The following is a 13,979-nucleotide window of genomic DNA, read 5'->3' as shown; positions in this document are numbered from 1 at the left end:
GTGGTGGACACAGGTCGGTGGTTGGGCACAGGTCGTCGTAGGAGCGGGTTTACCCGCGAAGAGGCCGGCCCTGCTGGCCAATTTCCACCCACCGTTCACCGTCGCCGCCGCTACCGTATTCGCGGGTAGGCAAATGCCGTTGTTATTTTTTTTGGATATTGGATACAGTAGCCAAAATCTCCTGACTGAGGCCTGTCGAAATGAAACAAAATGTGATCGCACTGGTTTTTGGGGGGCGGAGCTCAGAGCATTCAGTGGCGCTACGCTCCGCCGCTACAATCCACGCGGCGCTGATGGCTCTCGGTCACAGGGTGCACTGTGTAGGGATAGATCGTGAGGGCAACTGGAGGTATCAAGGAGAGCCGTGCCAGTTCCCTGGTGCGGTTGATCGGTCGGCTCCGTTGATTTCAATTCGTCCAGGCCATCGCTCGCTCTCATACACAACTCAAGAGAGCGGCACGGTGGAGATTGGGATCGATTTGCTTTTCCCGGCACTGCATGGTCGGTGGGGGGAGGATGGAACAATTCAAGGATTGGCAGCGATGTGCGGTTTGCCGTGTGTGGGCTCCGGGGTGCTAGGTTCGGCAATGGCCATGGATAAAGATGTCACAAAGAGAATGGTCCAGTCTGCCGGGCTTGTTGTGGGGCCTTGGCTGGCCATGAACTCCATGCGTCCTTGGGAGGAACTGGTTGAGTGCCTGGGGAGCAGCACGCTCTTCGTAAAGCCCGCTACTTCGGGCTCATCGATTGGTGTGTCTAGGGTCTCCAACGCCTTGGAATATGCTGCGGCATTTGCTATTGCAGCACGAGAAGACACAAAGGTGCTGGTGGAGGCTGCTGTCTGTGGAAGAGAGATAGAGTGTGGTGTGCTCGAACTTGAGGAGGGTTTGATGGCCTCGGTGGTGGGTGAAATAATCAAAAAGGAAGGGCACGCCTATTACGATTATCAGGCGAAATACGATTCCAACAGTGTGACAGGTCTTCGTGTGCCAAGCTTGTTGCCACCTGACATTGTCGCGCGCATCCAGGCTTTATCTGTCCAGGCGTTTAGATGCCTTGAACTGAAGGGGTACGCCAGGGTGGATTTTTTCTTGACAGAAGAGGGTGAAATTATTCTCAATGAGATCAATACCTTACCCGGATTTACGAGTGCCAGTATGTACCCGAAGATGTTTGAGTGCTCCGGTTACCCTCCGCCGAAGTTGGTAGGAGCGCTAGTCGAATATGGGCTCTCATCAGCATCTAAAGAACGTTTATGACACGTCCTGCCGACGCCGCTTCTCAAGAAACGTAACGATTGCATCTCGTCCCTCGGCAAGGTGCTCGGCTAAAAATTGCTTGGCGGCTTCGCGATCACCCTTGGCGCAAGCGCTCAAAATGCTTTTATGATCCTGTTGCGATTTCTTGTGATAGTCGAGATTTGTCAACAAAAAACGAAGATGGCGATCCACCGAGTCATGAAGGGACTTAATCAATGCAAGTAATCTGGGGCGCTTTGCTTTTGAATAAAGAAAGTGATGAAACTTTTCATTGAGCTCGCTAAGGTGGTGCGGGTCGGTGGCATGCTCCATGGCAGATATGAGTTCGTACATCTGCGCCAGATCATTTTCTACGATGTTGTCAAAGCCAAAGTCCAAGGCGGTGCATTCTGCCATGATCCGCATATCATAGATCTCGACAATGTCTTCAATCGTCATGATCGCTACAGAGGCCCCCTTATGGACTTCGTAGGTAACAAGCCCTTCGGCCTCCAACTGCCTTATGGCGTCCCTTACCGGCATACGACTCAAACCGAATTTCGAGGCTAGCTCTTCTTGGCGCAAAGCCGTACCTTCGGCTATTGCGCCAGAAAGTATGCCTTCGCGTAGCGACTCGACCACATAATCCATCGCGGTTTTATGGCGATGTTTGTCAGGAACGATAAAGCTATCGAGAGAGTTCGCCACCATGTTCTCCGGGTCTAGCGATGTAGTCAAAAGCGCTGGCGAAGGTATCACAGACTCACTAGAGCTACCATCGAGCAGTTGGCATGATGTTCATGCCTTTGAGTTGTCATTGGCTCTCTACATCCGCATAGAAACCGTGAGCTTTTGCATGATCAAGTCGCTCAGATTTTTTTTGTCGTGGCGCCACCCTCTCTGTGGCTTTCCAAGAGCTGAAGCCTTGGGCCATTGCCGTAGAGGCGATTGGGCGGGAGGTCTCGTTTTTCTTGGTGATTGCTTGCTCATGAGCCACCCGTCAACGCGGTGGTGCTCGCCCGGTTCATCTTTTCGTGTGGGTGTCTGCCAAAGTTGGAAAGCTTCTTGCAATGCCAGCCGCAGGCGCCCCCTGGGCGTCAAAGTTTTGCATCAAGAGGACTCGCGGTGGATCGCACTCAGTTAATCAGCAACGCCCGTAACAACCTGGCCGGGCTCGGCCGGGGCAACCTGGGTGTGCCGCTGTTGCTGCTGGTGATGTTGGCAATGATGATGTTGCCGATACCGCCGTTCCTGCTCGACGTGTTCTTCACCTTCAACATCGCCCTGTCGATCGTGGTGCTGCTGGTCTGTGTATACGCCCTGCGCCCGCTCGACTTTGCCGCGTTCCCCACCATCCTGCTGGTGGCCACGTTGTTGCGCCTGGCCCTGAACGTGGCGTCCACCCGTGTGGTGATGCTGCATGGCCAGGAGGGCCACGGCGCTGCCGGTAAAGTGATCCAGGCCTTCGGTGAGGTGGTGATCGGTGGTAACTACGTGGTCGGTGCCGTCGTGTTCGCCATCCTCATGATCATCAACTTCGTGGTGGTGACCAAGGGTGCCGGGCGTATCTCGGAAGTGAGTGCGCGTTTCACCCTCGACGCCATGCCCGGCAAGCAGATGGCCATCGACGCCGACCTCAATGCCGGCCTGATCGACCAAGCCCAGGCCAAGCACCGCCGTGCCGAGGTGGCGCAGGAGGCCGAGTTCTACGGTTCGATGGACGGTGCCAGCAAGTTCGTGCGCGGTGATGCCATCGCTGGCTTGCTGATCCTCTTCATCAACCTGATCGGCGGCATATTGATCGGCATGATGCAGCACGGCATGAGTTTCACGGAGGCCGGCAAGGTGTACGCCTTGCTGACCATCGGTGACGGTTTGGTGGCGCAGTTGCCATCACTGCTGTTGTCCACTGCCGCCGCGATCATGGTGACCCGCGCGTCGGGCTCCGAGGACATGGGCAAGCTGATCAATCGGCAGATGTTCGATTCGCCCAAGGCCCTGGCGGTGTCTGGCGCGTTGATGATCGTCATGGGGCTGGTGCCGGGCATGCCGCACGTGGCGTTCCTCAGCCTCGGCCTGTTGGCCGGTGGCGGCGCCTACCTGGTGTGGAAGAAACAGCAGCAGGTCAAGGTCAAAGCCCTGGAAGAGGCGCAGCGCCAGCAGGACCTGCTGCCCTCGCCACAGCGCGCGCTGGAAACCAAGGAGCTGGGTTGGGACGACGTCACCCCCATCGACATGATCGGCCTGGAAGTCGGCTATCGGCTGATCCCGCTGGTCGACCGCAACCAGGGTGGCCAGTTGCTGGCGCGGATCAAGGGCGTGCGCAAGAAGCTGTCGCAGGACCTGGGTTTCCTGATGCCCACCGTGCACATTCGTGACAACCTCGACCTGCAACCCAGCGCCTATCGCCTGACCCTGATGGGGGTGATTCTGGCCGAGGCGGAGATCTATCCGGACCGCGAGCTGGCGATCAACCCGGGGCAGGTGTTCGGCACCCTCAATGGTATTGCCGCGCGCGACCCGGCGTTTGGCCTGGAGGCGGTGTGGATCGACGTTGGCCAGCGCTCGCAGGCGCAGTCGCTGGGCTACACCGTGGTCGATGCAAGCACCGTGGTGGCCACCCACCTCAACCAGATCCTGCAGAAACATTGCCACGAACTGATCGGCCACGAAGAGGTTCAGCAACTGCTGCAAGTACTTGCCAAGGCATCGCCTAAACTTGCAGAAGAGCTGGTGCCGGGTGTCATTTCCTTGTCGGGGCTGCTCAAGGTGCTGCAAGCACTGTTGTCTGAACAGGTGCCAGTGCGCGATATTCGCAGTATTGCCGAGGCCATCGCGAACAATGCCGGCAAGAGTCAAGATACCGCCGCGCTGGTGGCGGCGGTGCGCGTCGGATTGTGTCGCGCCATCGTGCAAAGCATTGTCGGCGTTGAGTCGGAGCTGCCAGTGATTACCCTGGAGCCAAGGTTGGAACAGATTTTGCTGAATAGTCTGCAAAGGGCTGGGCAGGGTCAGGAAGACGGTGTTCTTCTGGAGCCAAGCATGGCCGAGAAACTGCAACGTTCGCTGATCGAGGCGGCCCAGCGCCAGGAAATGCAGGGTCAGCCGGCCATTCTGCTGGTCGCCGGCCCGATCCGCGCCATGTTGTCGCGTTTCGGTCGCCTGGCTGTACCGAATTTGCATGTTCTGGCGTATCAGGAAATACCTGACAACAAGCAAGTCACCATCGTTGCCACCGTGGGCCCTAACGGCTGAGGTAGGGGATAATGCAAGTTAAGCGATTTTTCGCCGCCGATATGCGTCAGGCCATGAAGCTGGTCCGTGACGAGCTGGGCGCCGATGCCGCGATCATTGGCAACCGCCGCATTGCCGGTGGTGTCGAACTGACGGCCGCGCTGGACTACAAGCTGTCCGCCCTGGCCCCGCGTGTGCCCAACGCCGAGCTGGAACAAGAGCTGCGCAAGACCCATACGCGCATTGCCAGTGCCCAGGCCGAGCTGGACCAGCGTCAGGACAGCAGCGACAACAACCGCCAATTGTTCGCCGGGCAATCTTTGACCGCTGCCGAACCGTTGGTCGAGCCGCACGTCGATATCCCTGAGGCAGCCGCCGCACCGGTTGCTGCACCGGTTGATCCGCGCCTGTTCGATGCCATGCGTTCCGAACTGTCGGGCCTGCGCGAGTTGCTGGAAGTGCAACTCGGTTCACTGGCCTGGAATCAGCTGCAGGGCAGCAAGCCGCAGCAGGCCAACCTTTGGCGCCGCCTGCAGCGCATCGGCCTGTCGGGGCCGATTGCCCGCGAGTTGCTGGACCTGACCGCCGAGATCGAAGAGCCGCGCCAGGCCTGGCGCATGCTGCTGGCTCACTTGGCGCGGATGATCGAAATACCTGAAGTCGAGCCGATCGAAGAGGGCGGCGTGATCGCCGTGGTGGGCCCGGCGGGCATGGGCAAGACCACCACCCTGGCCAAGCTGGCCGCGCGCTACGTGCTCAAGTACGGCGCGCAGAACCTGGCGCTGGTGAGCATGGACAGCTTCCGTATTGGCGCCCAGGAGCAGCTCAAGACCCTGGGCCGCATCCTCAACGTGCCGGTGACTTACGTCGACCCGGGCCAGTCGCTGGCAGCAGCGCTGGAGCCGCTGCTGCGCAAGCGCGTGGTGCTGATCGATACTGCCGGCCTGCAGGCCAGCGACCCTGCGCTGCGCATGCAACTGGAAACCCTGGCCGGGCGTGGCATTGCCGCGAAGAACTACCTGGTGCTGGCCACCACCAGCCAGAAGCAGGTGCTGACCGCCGCCTACCACAGCTACAAGCGCTGTGGCCTGGCCGGTTGCATCCTGACCAAGCTCGATGAAACGGCAAGCCTTGGCGATGTGTTGAGCCTTGCCATCAGTCATGAACTGCCAGTGGCCTATCTTACCGATGGCCCACGCATTCCTGACGACCTGCACCTGCCGCGGGGCCACCAGTTGGTCACGCGGGCCGTGAATGTGCAGCAGCAGGACGAGCCCAGCGAAGAGGCCATGGCCGACATGTTCGCTGATCTCTATCACAACCCACGGCGAGCGGGTTGACCATGAAGCGTGTGCAAAGTCGCTATGCCAAGGGGCACGCAGAATTGCCCTACGTGTGGCCTGAGTCCCAGCGAGACAAGGTAAAGAACAGACATGGGTAGCATGCATCCCGTACAGGTGATCGCCGTGACCGGTGGCAAAGGTGGCGTCGGCAAGACTAACGTTTCAGTGAACTTGTCCCTGGCGCTGGCCGAGCTTGGCCGCAGGGTCATGTTGCTGGACGCCGACCTGGGCCTGGCCAATGTCGACGTGTTGCTGGGCCTTGCCCCCAAACGTACCCTCGCCGATGTCATCGAGGGGCGTTGCGAGCTGCGTGACGTGATGCTGCAGGGCCCTGGTGGTGTGCGCATCGTGCCGGCAGCCTCGGGCACCCAGAGCATGGTGCACCTGGCCCCGGCCCAGCACGCCGGGCTGATCCAGGCGTTCAGCGAAATCGGTGACAACCTCGATGTGTTGGTGATCGATACTGCTGCGGGTATTGGTGACTCGGTGGTCAGCTTCGTTCGTGCCGCCCAGGAAGTGCTGTTGGTGGTGTGTGATGAACCTACCTCGATTACCGATGCCTACGCGTTGATCAAGCTGCTCAACCGCGACTACGGCATGAACCGTTTCCGTGTCTTGGCCAACATGGCGCAGAGCCCGCAGGAAGGGCGTAACCTGTTTGCCAAGCTGACCAAGGTCACCGATCGCTTCCTTGACGTTGCCCTGCAGTACGTGGGTGCCGTGCCTTACGACGAATGCGTGCGCAAGGCGGTGCAGAAGCAGCGTGCCGTCTACGAAGCCTTCCCCCGCTCCAAGTGTGCACTGGCCTTCAAGGCGATTGCGCAGAAGGTCGACAGCTGGCCGCTGCCGGCCAACCCGCGCGGTCATCTGGAGTTCTTCGTCGAGCGCTTGGTGCAACCCACCAGCGCGGGACCCGTACTATGAACGCCAGCGGTTTCAAGATGTACAGCCGGGCGGCGAAGGATGCCCAGTACGAGCTGATCGAACGCTATGCCCCGCTGGTCAAGCGCATCGCCTACCACCTGTTGGCCCGCTTGCCGGCCAACGTACAGGTCGAGGACCTGATCCAGGCCGGCATGATCGGCCTGCTGGAAGTGGCCAACAAATACGACGCCAGCAAGGGCGCCAGCTTTGAGACTTACGCGGGTATCCGCATCCGCGGCGCCATGCTGGACGAAGTGCGCAAAGGTGACTGGGCACCGCGTTCGGTGCACCGCAACACTCGTATGGTCAGTGATGCCATGCGTGCAGTTGAAGCCAGAACAGGCCGTGACGCTAAAGATCATGAAGTTGCTGCCGAACTCCAATTGAGTCTCGATGATTACTACGGGATCTTGAACGATACCCTGGGCAGCCGCCTGTTCAGCTTCGACGACCTGTTGCAGGATGGCGAGCACGAAGGGCTGCATGAGGATGGCGCCAGTGGCCAGGTCGAACCTGCGCGCGGGCTGGAGGAGGAGCGCTTCCAGGCTGCCCTGACCGAGGCTATCGCCAACCTGCCGGAGCGTGAGCGTCTGGTGCTGGCGCTGTACTACGACGAAGAGCTGAACCTCAAGGAGATCGGTGAGGTGCTGGGGGTCAGCGAGTCGCGGGTCAGCCAGTTGCACAGCCAGTGTGCCGCGCGCCTGCGCAGCCGCCTGGGGGAATGGCGGGCGCGTTGAGCCCGCTGTCGTTGCAGTCGTTTTCCACGTTGTACCGAATTGAATGAGTGCGTGCTCGGTAGGCCGAGCGCGTTTGAGACTGCTTGGAGGTCTAATTGGACAAGAACATGAAAATCCTCATCGTTGACGACTTTTCGACGATGCGGCGGATCATCAAGAACCTGTTGCGTGACCTGGGTTTCACCAACACCGATGAAGCCGATGACGGCACCACGGCGTTGCCAATGCTGGAAAACGGTCACTACGACTTCCTGGTGACCGACTGGAACATGCCGGGCATGTCCGGCATCGACCTGCTGCGTAAAGTGCGTGCCAGCGACAAGCTGAAAAGCATGCCGGTGTTGATGGTGACCGCTGAAGCCAAGCGCGACCAGATCATTGAAGCGGCCCAGGCCGGCGTCAATGGTTATGTGGTCAAGCCGTTCACCGCTCAGGTGCTCAAAGAGAAGATCGAGAAGATCTTCGAACGCGTCAACGGCTGAGTCACGTTACGGGGGGCGCGTCATGGATTCATCACAAACGTCTTTGGGCGAGTTCGAATCGACCCTGAAGAAGCATGCCCAGGAGTTGGTCGAAAGCCTGGAGCGGGGCCGTTTCGGCGAGGCGGTGCAACTGATTCACGAGTTGAACCAGACCCGCGACCGCGGCCTGTATCAGGAAGTCGGCAAGCTGACTCGCGAGTTGCACAGCGCCATCGTCAGTTTCCAGATCGACCCCACCATGCCGCAGGCAGAAGAGGTGTCGCAGATCACCGACGCCACCGAGCGCCTGTCTTACGTGGTCAAGCTCACCGAAGGCGCGGCCAACCGCACCATGGACCTGGTCGAGGAAAGCACACCAGTGCTCAATGAGCTGGCCAGCGAGGCCAAGGCCCTGAGCACCGACTGGCAGCGCTTCATGCGCCGCGAAGTGGCTGCGCCGGAATTTCGTGATCTGGTCAAGCGAGTCGACAGTTTCCTGACGCATAGCGCTGAGGGTAACCGCAAGGTTTCCGGGCACCTCAATGACATTTTGCTGGCCCAGGACTATCAGGACCTGACCGGCCAGGTGATCAAGCGCGTCACCACACTGGTGACCGAGGTGGAAAGCAACCTGCTCAAGCTGGTGCTGATGGCCAGCCAGGTCGACCGCTTTGCCGGTATAAACCATGATCACGATCAATTGCGTGCAGAAAAAGATCGAGAAAAACATCCGACTCGGGGTGAAGGTCCGCAGATTCATGCCGATAAGCGTGAAGACGTCGTGTCCGGTCAGGACGATGTCGATGATCTGCTGTCCAGCCTTGGTTTTTAAGGAGCACGTTTGATGAGCTTCGGCGCCGATGAAGAAATCCTCCAGGATTTCCTGGTAGAAGCCGGCGAAATTCTTGAGCAATTGTCCGAGCAACTGGTCGAGCTGGAAAGCCGGCCTGACGATGCCGACCTGCTCAATGCGATCTTTCGCGGTTTCCACACTGTAAAAGGGGGCGCCGGCTTCCTTCAGCTGAACGAGCTGGTGGAGTGCTGCCATATCGCCGAGAACGTGTTCGACGTCCTGCGCAAAGGTGAGCGCCGGGTCGATGCGGAACTGATGGATGTGGTGCTCGAGGCACTGGATACGGTCAACAGCATGTTTGGCCAGGTGCGCGAGCGTGCTGAAGTGACGCCGGCCACCCCCGAGCTGCTGGCAGCATTGGCGCGCCTGGCCGAACCTGGCGCAGCCGAAGCTGTTGCAGCGCCGCCGCCGGCCCCGGTTGCCGACGTGGCGGTTGCGGCTCCGGCCGAGGCCGAAGAGCAGCATCAGGACATCACTGACAGCGAGTTCGAGCAGTTGCTCGATTCGCTCGATGCGGTCAAGGCGCAAGCAGCGGCCGACGAGCAGATGCAGGGCGAGACTGTCAGTGGCGCTGGTGATGAAATCACCGACGCCGAGTTCGAGTCGCTGCTGGACCAGTTGCACGGCAAGGGCCAGTTCAGTGTCGAGGTTGCGGCGCCGCCGGTTGCCGTCAGCAGCGAAGCGACCAGTGATGAGATCACCGACGCCGAATTCGAATCGCTGCTCGACCAACTGCATGGCAAGGGCACCTTCCAGGTCGATGCCTTGCCAGCCGCCCAGACACCAGCACCTGCCGTGCCAGACAGCAGCGCAGCCAGCGATGAAATCAGCGAGCACGAATTCGAAGCCCTGTTGGACCAGTTGCACGGCAAGGGCAAGTTCGGTGGCGATGTTGCCGCTGTAGAAGCCCCGGCTGCTGCCCAGGCGCAAGCGCCGGCTGCCGCCAAGGCCGAAAGCCAGCCGATGGCCAAGCCAGCCGCCGCGCCAGCGCCTTCGCCGGCCAGCAAACCTGCCGCGGCGCCTCGCGCGCCAGCCCCGGCCGCCGAAAAGCATGCCGCCAGCGAAGCAGAAACCACGGTGCGCGTCGATACCGCGCGCCTGGACGAGATCATGAACATGGTCGGCGAGCTGGTGCTGGTGCGTAACCGCCTGGTGCGCCTGGGCCTGAACAGCGGCGATGAGGCCATGTCCAAGGCCGTGTCCAACCTCGACGTGGTCACCGCCGACCTGCAGACTGCGGTGATGAAAACCCGCATGCAGCCGATCAAGAAAGTCTTCGGCCGCTTCCCGCGCCTGGTGCGCGACCTGGCGCGCCAGCTGAAGAAAGAGATCAACCTGGAGCTGGTCGGCGAAGAGACCGACCTTGACAAGAACCTCGTAGAAGCCTTGGCCGACCCGCTGGTGCACTTGGTGCGCAATGCTGTCGACCACGGTATCGAGATGCCCGCCGAGCGTGAAGCTTCTGGCAAGGCGCGTACCGGCCGCGTAGTGCTATCGGCCGAACAGGAAGGTGACCACATCCTGCTGTCGATCTCGGACGACGGCAAGGGCATGGACCCGAACATCCTGCGTGCCAAGGCCGTGGAAAAGGGCCTGATGGACAAGGACGCCGCGGAGCGCCTGAGCGAGTCGGACTGCTACAACCTGATCTTCGCCCCGGGCTTCTCGACCAAGACCGAGATTTCCGATGTGTCCGGGCGTGGCGTGGGCATGGACGTGGTGAAAACCAAGATCTCCCAGCTCAACGGCTCGATCAACATTTTCTCGGCCAAGGGCCAGGGCTCCAAGATCGTCATCAAGGTGCCGCTGACCCTGGCGATCATGCCCACCCTGATGGTGATGCTGGGCAATCAGGCGTTTGCCTTCCCGCTGGTCAACGTCAACGAGATCTTCCACCTCGACCTGTCGCGCACCAACGTGGTCGACGGCCAGGAAGTGGTGATCGTGCGCGACAAGGCGCTGCCGCTGTTCTACCTCAAACGCTGGCTGGTCCAGGGGCAGGTGCACGAAGAGCAGCACGAGGGCCACGTGGTGATTCTGTCGGTCGGCACTCAGCGCATCGGCTTTGTCGTCGACCAACTGGTTGGCCAGGAAGAAGTGGTCATCAAGCCGCTGGGCAAGATGCTGCAGGGCACCCCGGGCATGTCCGGGGCCACCATCACTGGCGACGGTCGCATCGCGTTGATTCTCGACGTTCCGAGCATGCTCAAGCGTTACGCCGCGCGGCGTATTTGATTTCGGTGGCGCGCCCTGCGGGTTGCGCCGCCTAATGGAGTGTTTATGGCAGTCAAGGTCCTGGTGGTGGATGATTCTGGTTTCTTCCGCCGCCGTGTCTCGGAAATCCTCTCGGCGGATCCAACGATCCAGGTAGTGGGAACCGCGACCAACGGCAAGGAAGCAATCGACCAGGCGCTGGCGCTCAAGCCCGATGTCATCACCATGGACTACGAAATGCCCATGATGGATGGCATTACCGCAGTGCGGCACATCATGCAGCGCTGCCCGACGCCCGTGTTGATGTTCTCGTCGCTGACCCACGAAGGCGCCCGGGTCACCCTCGACGCGCTGGATGCCGGCGCAGTGGACTACCTGCCGAAAAATTTCGAGGACATCTCGCGCAACCCTGACAAGGTCAAGCAACTGCTGTGCGAGAAGGTGCACACCATTTCGCGCAGCAACCGCCGGATAGGCAGCTATGCGCGAACGGCGCCGGTCGCCGCGCCAGCGCCGGCCAGCACCTTCACCAGCCAGGCGCAGGCGCGCCCGGCTGCGCCTGCCCGTGCAGCGGCCCCGACAGCGGCGGCCTCGCAGTCGCCGGCACCCAAGCGCAAGCCCTATAAACTGGTGGCCATCGGTACCTCCACGGGGGGGCCAGTGGCGTTGCAGCGGGTACTGACCCAATTGCCAGCCAATTTCCCGGCGCCGATCGTGCTGATCCAGCACATGCCGGCGGCCTTCACCAAAGCGTTTGCCGAACGCCTGGACAAGCTGTGCCGCATCAGCGTCAAGGAAGCCGAAGACGGCGACATGCTGCGCCCGGGCCTGGCCCTGCTGGCCCCCGGTGGCAAGCAGATGATGATCGATGGCCGTGGTACGGTGAAGATCCTGCCCGGCGACGAGCGTCTGAACTACAAACCCTGCGTGGACATCACCTTCGGTTCGGCGGCCAAGTCGTATGGTGACAAGGTGTTGTCGGTAGTGCTCACCGGCATGGGCGCCGATGGCCGCGAAGGCGCGCGCCTGCTCAAGCAGGGGGGCAGCACAGTGTGGGCCCAGGATGAAGCCAGCTGCGTGATTTATGGCATGCCCATGGCCATCGTCAAGGCCAATTTGGCTGATGCCGTGTACAGCCTGGACGAAATCGGCAAGCACCTGGTGGAGGCGTGCGTCTGATGGACGTCCTCAGCCTGATCGGTTTGATCCTGGCTTTCGTTGCCATCGTCGGTGGCAACTTCCTTGAAGGTGGTCATGTCGGTGCTCTGGTCAATGGCCCGGCGGCTCTGATTGTACTGGGTGGCACTCTGGCGGCGGCGCTGTTGCAGTCGCCGCTGTCGTCGTTCAAGCGTGCCTTGCAGATTTTGCGTTGGATCCTGTTTCCTCCACGGGTCGACCTGGCGGGCGGCATCGACCGCGTGGTGAACTGGAGCCTGACCGCTCGCAAAGAAGGCCTGCTCGGCCTGGAAGGGGTAGCGGACAGCGAACCCGACCCGTATGCGCGCAAGGGCCTGCAACTGCTGGTGGACGGCGCAGAACCGGAAGCCATCCGCAGCATCCTCGAGGTCGACTTCCTTACCCAGGAAGGCCGTGACATTCAGGCAGCCAAGGTATTCGAAAGCATGGGCGGCTATGCGCCAACCATCGGCATCATCGGTGCGGTCATGGGCCTTATCCACGTGATGGGCAATCTGGCCGACCCGTCGCAACTGGGCAATGGCATTGCCGTGGCCTTTGTCGCCACCATTTACGGTGTGGCCAGTGCCAACCTTGTGCTATTGCCGGTCGCCAGCAAGCTCAAGGCCATCGTCATGCGTCAGTCGCGCTACCGCGAAATGCTGCTCGAAGGCCTGCTGTCGATTGCCGAAGGTGAAAACCCGCGCTCGATCGAGCTGAAGCTGCAAGGCTTCATGGAGTAACCCATGCGTCGCCGTCGTCATACCGAGGAACACGAAAACCACGAGCGCTGGCTGGTGTCGTACGCCGACTTCATCACGTTGCTGTTCGCCTTTTTCGTCGTGATGTATTCGATTTCCTCGATTAACGAGGGCAAGTACAAGGTTATTTCTCAGGCCTTGCTCGGGGTATTCAACGACCCCGAGCGCAGCATGAAGCCGATCCCGATTGGCGATGAGCAGCCGCTGAGCGTGCGCCCGGCCGAACCGCTGGTCAAAGACAGCGAGCAGACCGAAGCGGGCCTGGCGGCGACCAATACCGACCCGTTGAAAACCATCAGCAATGACGTGCGCGATGCCTTTGGCGACCTGATCAAAAGCGACCAGATGACTGTGCGCGGCAACGAACTGTGGGTCGAGATCGAGCTCAATTCGTCGCTGCTGTTTGGCAGTGGTGATGCGATGCCCAGTGACAAGGCGTTTGCGATCATCGAGAAGGTGGCCAACATCCTCAAGCCGTTCGCCAACCCGGTGCACGTCGAAGGCTTCACCGACAACCTGCCGATCCGCACCGCGCAGTACCCCACCAACTGGGAGTTGTCCTCGGCGCGCGCGGCCAGCATCGTGCGGCTGCTGGCCATGGAGGGCGTCAACCCGGCGCGCATGGCTTCGGTGGGCTACGGCGAGTACCAGCCGGTGGCCAGCAACGATACCGCCGAAGGACGCGCACGCAATCGTCGGGTGGTGCTGGTGATTTCCCGTAACCTGGAAGTGCGCCGCAGCCTGACAGGCTCGGGCAGCGCCAATGCCACACCGGATGCCGCATTGCGCCGGGCTGGCACACAAAGTGCACCAGCAACGCCAGCAACAGTGGCGGGGCAGTGATTCGTCAATTCCCCGTCGCTGATACGAACACGATTTTGAATGTGCCGCCGTCCCCTGTGGGAGCGGGCATGCCCGCGAAGCCAGCGACTCGGTGAATGGCACCGGCTGCGCCGGTATTCGCGGGCTTGCCCGCTCCCACAGAGGGGCGTGCAAGCTTTGAAGTTTTGCGCATGACAGTTGTATCTACAGTGTCCC

The 13,979-nt window shown here is 60.7% G+C and carries 12 protein-coding genes; 11 read left to right on the top strand and 1 reads right to left on the bottom strand.

The annotated features are described in order from the left end of the window. Positions 1-200: 200 nt before the first annotated feature. Positions 201-1,259, top strand: a complete 1,059-nt coding sequence (locus ACF8GF_RS00465) for a D-alanine--D-alanine ligase family protein (protein ID WP_128573665.1) — start codon at positions 201-203, stop codon at positions 1,257-1,259. Here ACF8GF_RS00465 and ACF8GF_RS00460 read toward each other — a convergent pair. After that, positions 1,254-1,949, bottom strand: coding sequence for a GntR family transcriptional regulator (locus tag ACF8GF_RS00460; protein ID WP_392487890.1), 696 nt, complete (start codon positions 1,947-1,949; stop codon positions 1,254-1,256). The genes ACF8GF_RS00465 and ACF8GF_RS00460 overlap by 6 nt on opposite strands. A gap of 414 nt (positions 1,950-2,363) precedes the next feature. On the opposite strand from ACF8GF_RS00460, the gene flhA reads away from it, so the two are divergent. From flhA to motD, 10 genes are all read left to right on the top strand, one after another. Beyond that, positions 2,364-4,493: a flagellar biosynthesis protein FlhA gene (gene flhA, locus ACF8GF_RS00455; RefSeq protein WP_176685412.1), complete on the top strand. Its 2,130-nt coding sequence runs from the start codon at positions 2,364-2,366 to the stop codon at positions 4,491-4,493. Positions 4,494-4,504: 11 nt separating this feature from the next. Then, positions 4,505-5,812: a flagellar biosynthesis protein FlhF gene (gene flhF, locus ACF8GF_RS00450; protein WP_392461854.1), complete on the top strand. Its 1,308-nt coding sequence runs from the start codon at positions 4,505-4,507 to the stop codon at positions 5,810-5,812. Between the two features lie 93 nt (positions 5,813-5,905). Beyond that, positions 5,906-6,739 (top strand): flagellar synthesis regulator FleN, encoded by an 834-nt coding sequence (fleN, locus tag ACF8GF_RS00445; protein WP_021785193.1) that lies wholly within the window; start codon positions 5,906-5,908, stop codon positions 6,737-6,739. After that, the gene (gene fliA / locus ACF8GF_RS00440) at positions 6,736-7,476 is read left to right on the top strand and encodes an RNA polymerase sigma factor FliA (RefSeq protein ID WP_003254406.1); all 741 of its coding nucleotides are present in this window, start codon (positions 6,736-6,738) and stop codon (positions 7,474-7,476) included. The genes fleN and fliA overlap by 4 nt, the downstream gene beginning before the upstream one ends. A gap of 107 nt (positions 7,477-7,583) precedes the next feature. Further along, positions 7,584-7,958, top strand: coding sequence for a chemotaxis response regulator CheY (locus ACF8GF_RS00435; RefSeq protein ID WP_010955070.1), 375 nt, complete (start codon positions 7,584-7,586; stop codon positions 7,956-7,958). Between the two features lie 22 nt (positions 7,959-7,980). Further along, positions 7,981-8,769 (top strand): protein phosphatase CheZ, encoded by a 789-nt coding sequence (locus ACF8GF_RS00430; protein ID WP_176685414.1) that lies wholly within the window; start codon positions 7,981-7,983, stop codon positions 8,767-8,769. A gap of 12 nt (positions 8,770-8,781) precedes the next feature. Next, the gene (locus ACF8GF_RS00425; RefSeq protein ID WP_392461852.1) at positions 8,782-11,025 is read left to right on the top strand and encodes a chemotaxis protein CheA; all 2,244 of its coding nucleotides are present in this window, start codon (positions 8,782-8,784) and stop codon (positions 11,023-11,025) included. Positions 11,026-11,070: 45 nt separating this feature from the next. After that, on the top strand, positions 11,071-12,183 hold the full coding sequence (locus ACF8GF_RS00420; protein WP_021785198.1) for a chemotaxis response regulator protein-glutamate methylesterase: 1,113 nt from the start codon (positions 11,071-11,073) through the stop codon (positions 12,181-12,183). Then, positions 12,183-12,923, top strand: a complete 741-nt coding sequence (locus tag ACF8GF_RS00415; RefSeq protein ID WP_003254399.1) for a flagellar motor protein — start codon at positions 12,183-12,185, stop codon at positions 12,921-12,923. Before ACF8GF_RS00420 ends, ACF8GF_RS00415 begins: the two co-directional genes overlap by 1 nt. Before the next feature lie 3 nt (positions 12,924-12,926). Further along, positions 12,927-13,784 (top strand): flagellar motor protein MotD, encoded by an 858-nt coding sequence (gene motD / locus ACF8GF_RS00410; RefSeq protein WP_176685417.1) that lies wholly within the window; start codon positions 12,927-12,929, stop codon positions 13,782-13,784. Positions 13,785-13,979 lie beyond the last annotated feature (195 nt).

This window comes from Pseudomonas sp. yb_5, from assembly GCF_043103865.1.
Taxonomy (GTDB): domain Bacteria; phylum Pseudomonadota; class Gammaproteobacteria; order Pseudomonadales; family Pseudomonadaceae; genus Aquipseudomonas; species Aquipseudomonas putida_Y.
The sequence above is the reverse complement of the archived record's forward strand: the minus strand, read 5'-3'. Positions and strand labels throughout refer to the sequence as shown.

Bases quoted from the DNA above. Each gene is read 5' to 3' on its own strand.
- motD (WP_176685417.1), top strand. From the start codon at position 12,927: ATGCGTCGCCGTCGTCATACCGAGGAACACGAAAACCACGAGCGCTGG.
- ACF8GF_RS00460 (WP_392487890.1), bottom strand. From the start codon at position 1,949: ATGGTGGCGAACTCTCTCGATAGCTTTATCGTTCCTGACAAACATCGC.
- ACF8GF_RS00425 (WP_392461852.1), top strand. From the start codon at position 8,782: ATGAGCTTCGGCGCCGATGAAGAAATCCTCCAGGATTTCCTGGTAGAA.
- fleN (WP_021785193.1), top strand. From the start codon at position 5,906: ATGGGTAGCATGCATCCCGTACAGGTGATCGCCGTGACCGGTGGCAAA.
- ACF8GF_RS00430 (WP_176685414.1), top strand. From the start codon at position 7,981: ATGGATTCATCACAAACGTCTTTGGGCGAGTTCGAATCGACCCTGAAG.
- ACF8GF_RS00420 (WP_021785198.1), top strand. From the start codon at position 11,071: ATGGCAGTCAAGGTCCTGGTGGTGGATGATTCTGGTTTCTTCCGCCGC.
- flhF (WP_392461854.1), top strand. From the start codon at position 4,505: ATGCAAGTTAAGCGATTTTTCGCCGCCGATATGCGTCAGGCCATGAAG.
- fliA (WP_003254406.1), top strand. From the start codon at position 6,736: ATGAACGCCAGCGGTTTCAAGATGTACAGCCGGGCGGCGAAGGATGCC.
- ACF8GF_RS00435 (WP_010955070.1), top strand. From the start codon at position 7,584: ATGAAAATCCTCATCGTTGACGACTTTTCGACGATGCGGCGGATCATC.
- ACF8GF_RS00465 (WP_128573665.1), top strand. From the start codon at position 201: ATGAAACAAAATGTGATCGCACTGGTTTTTGGGGGGCGGAGCTCAGAG.
- ACF8GF_RS00415 (WP_003254399.1), top strand. From the start codon at position 12,183: ATGGACGTCCTCAGCCTGATCGGTTTGATCCTGGCTTTCGTTGCCATC.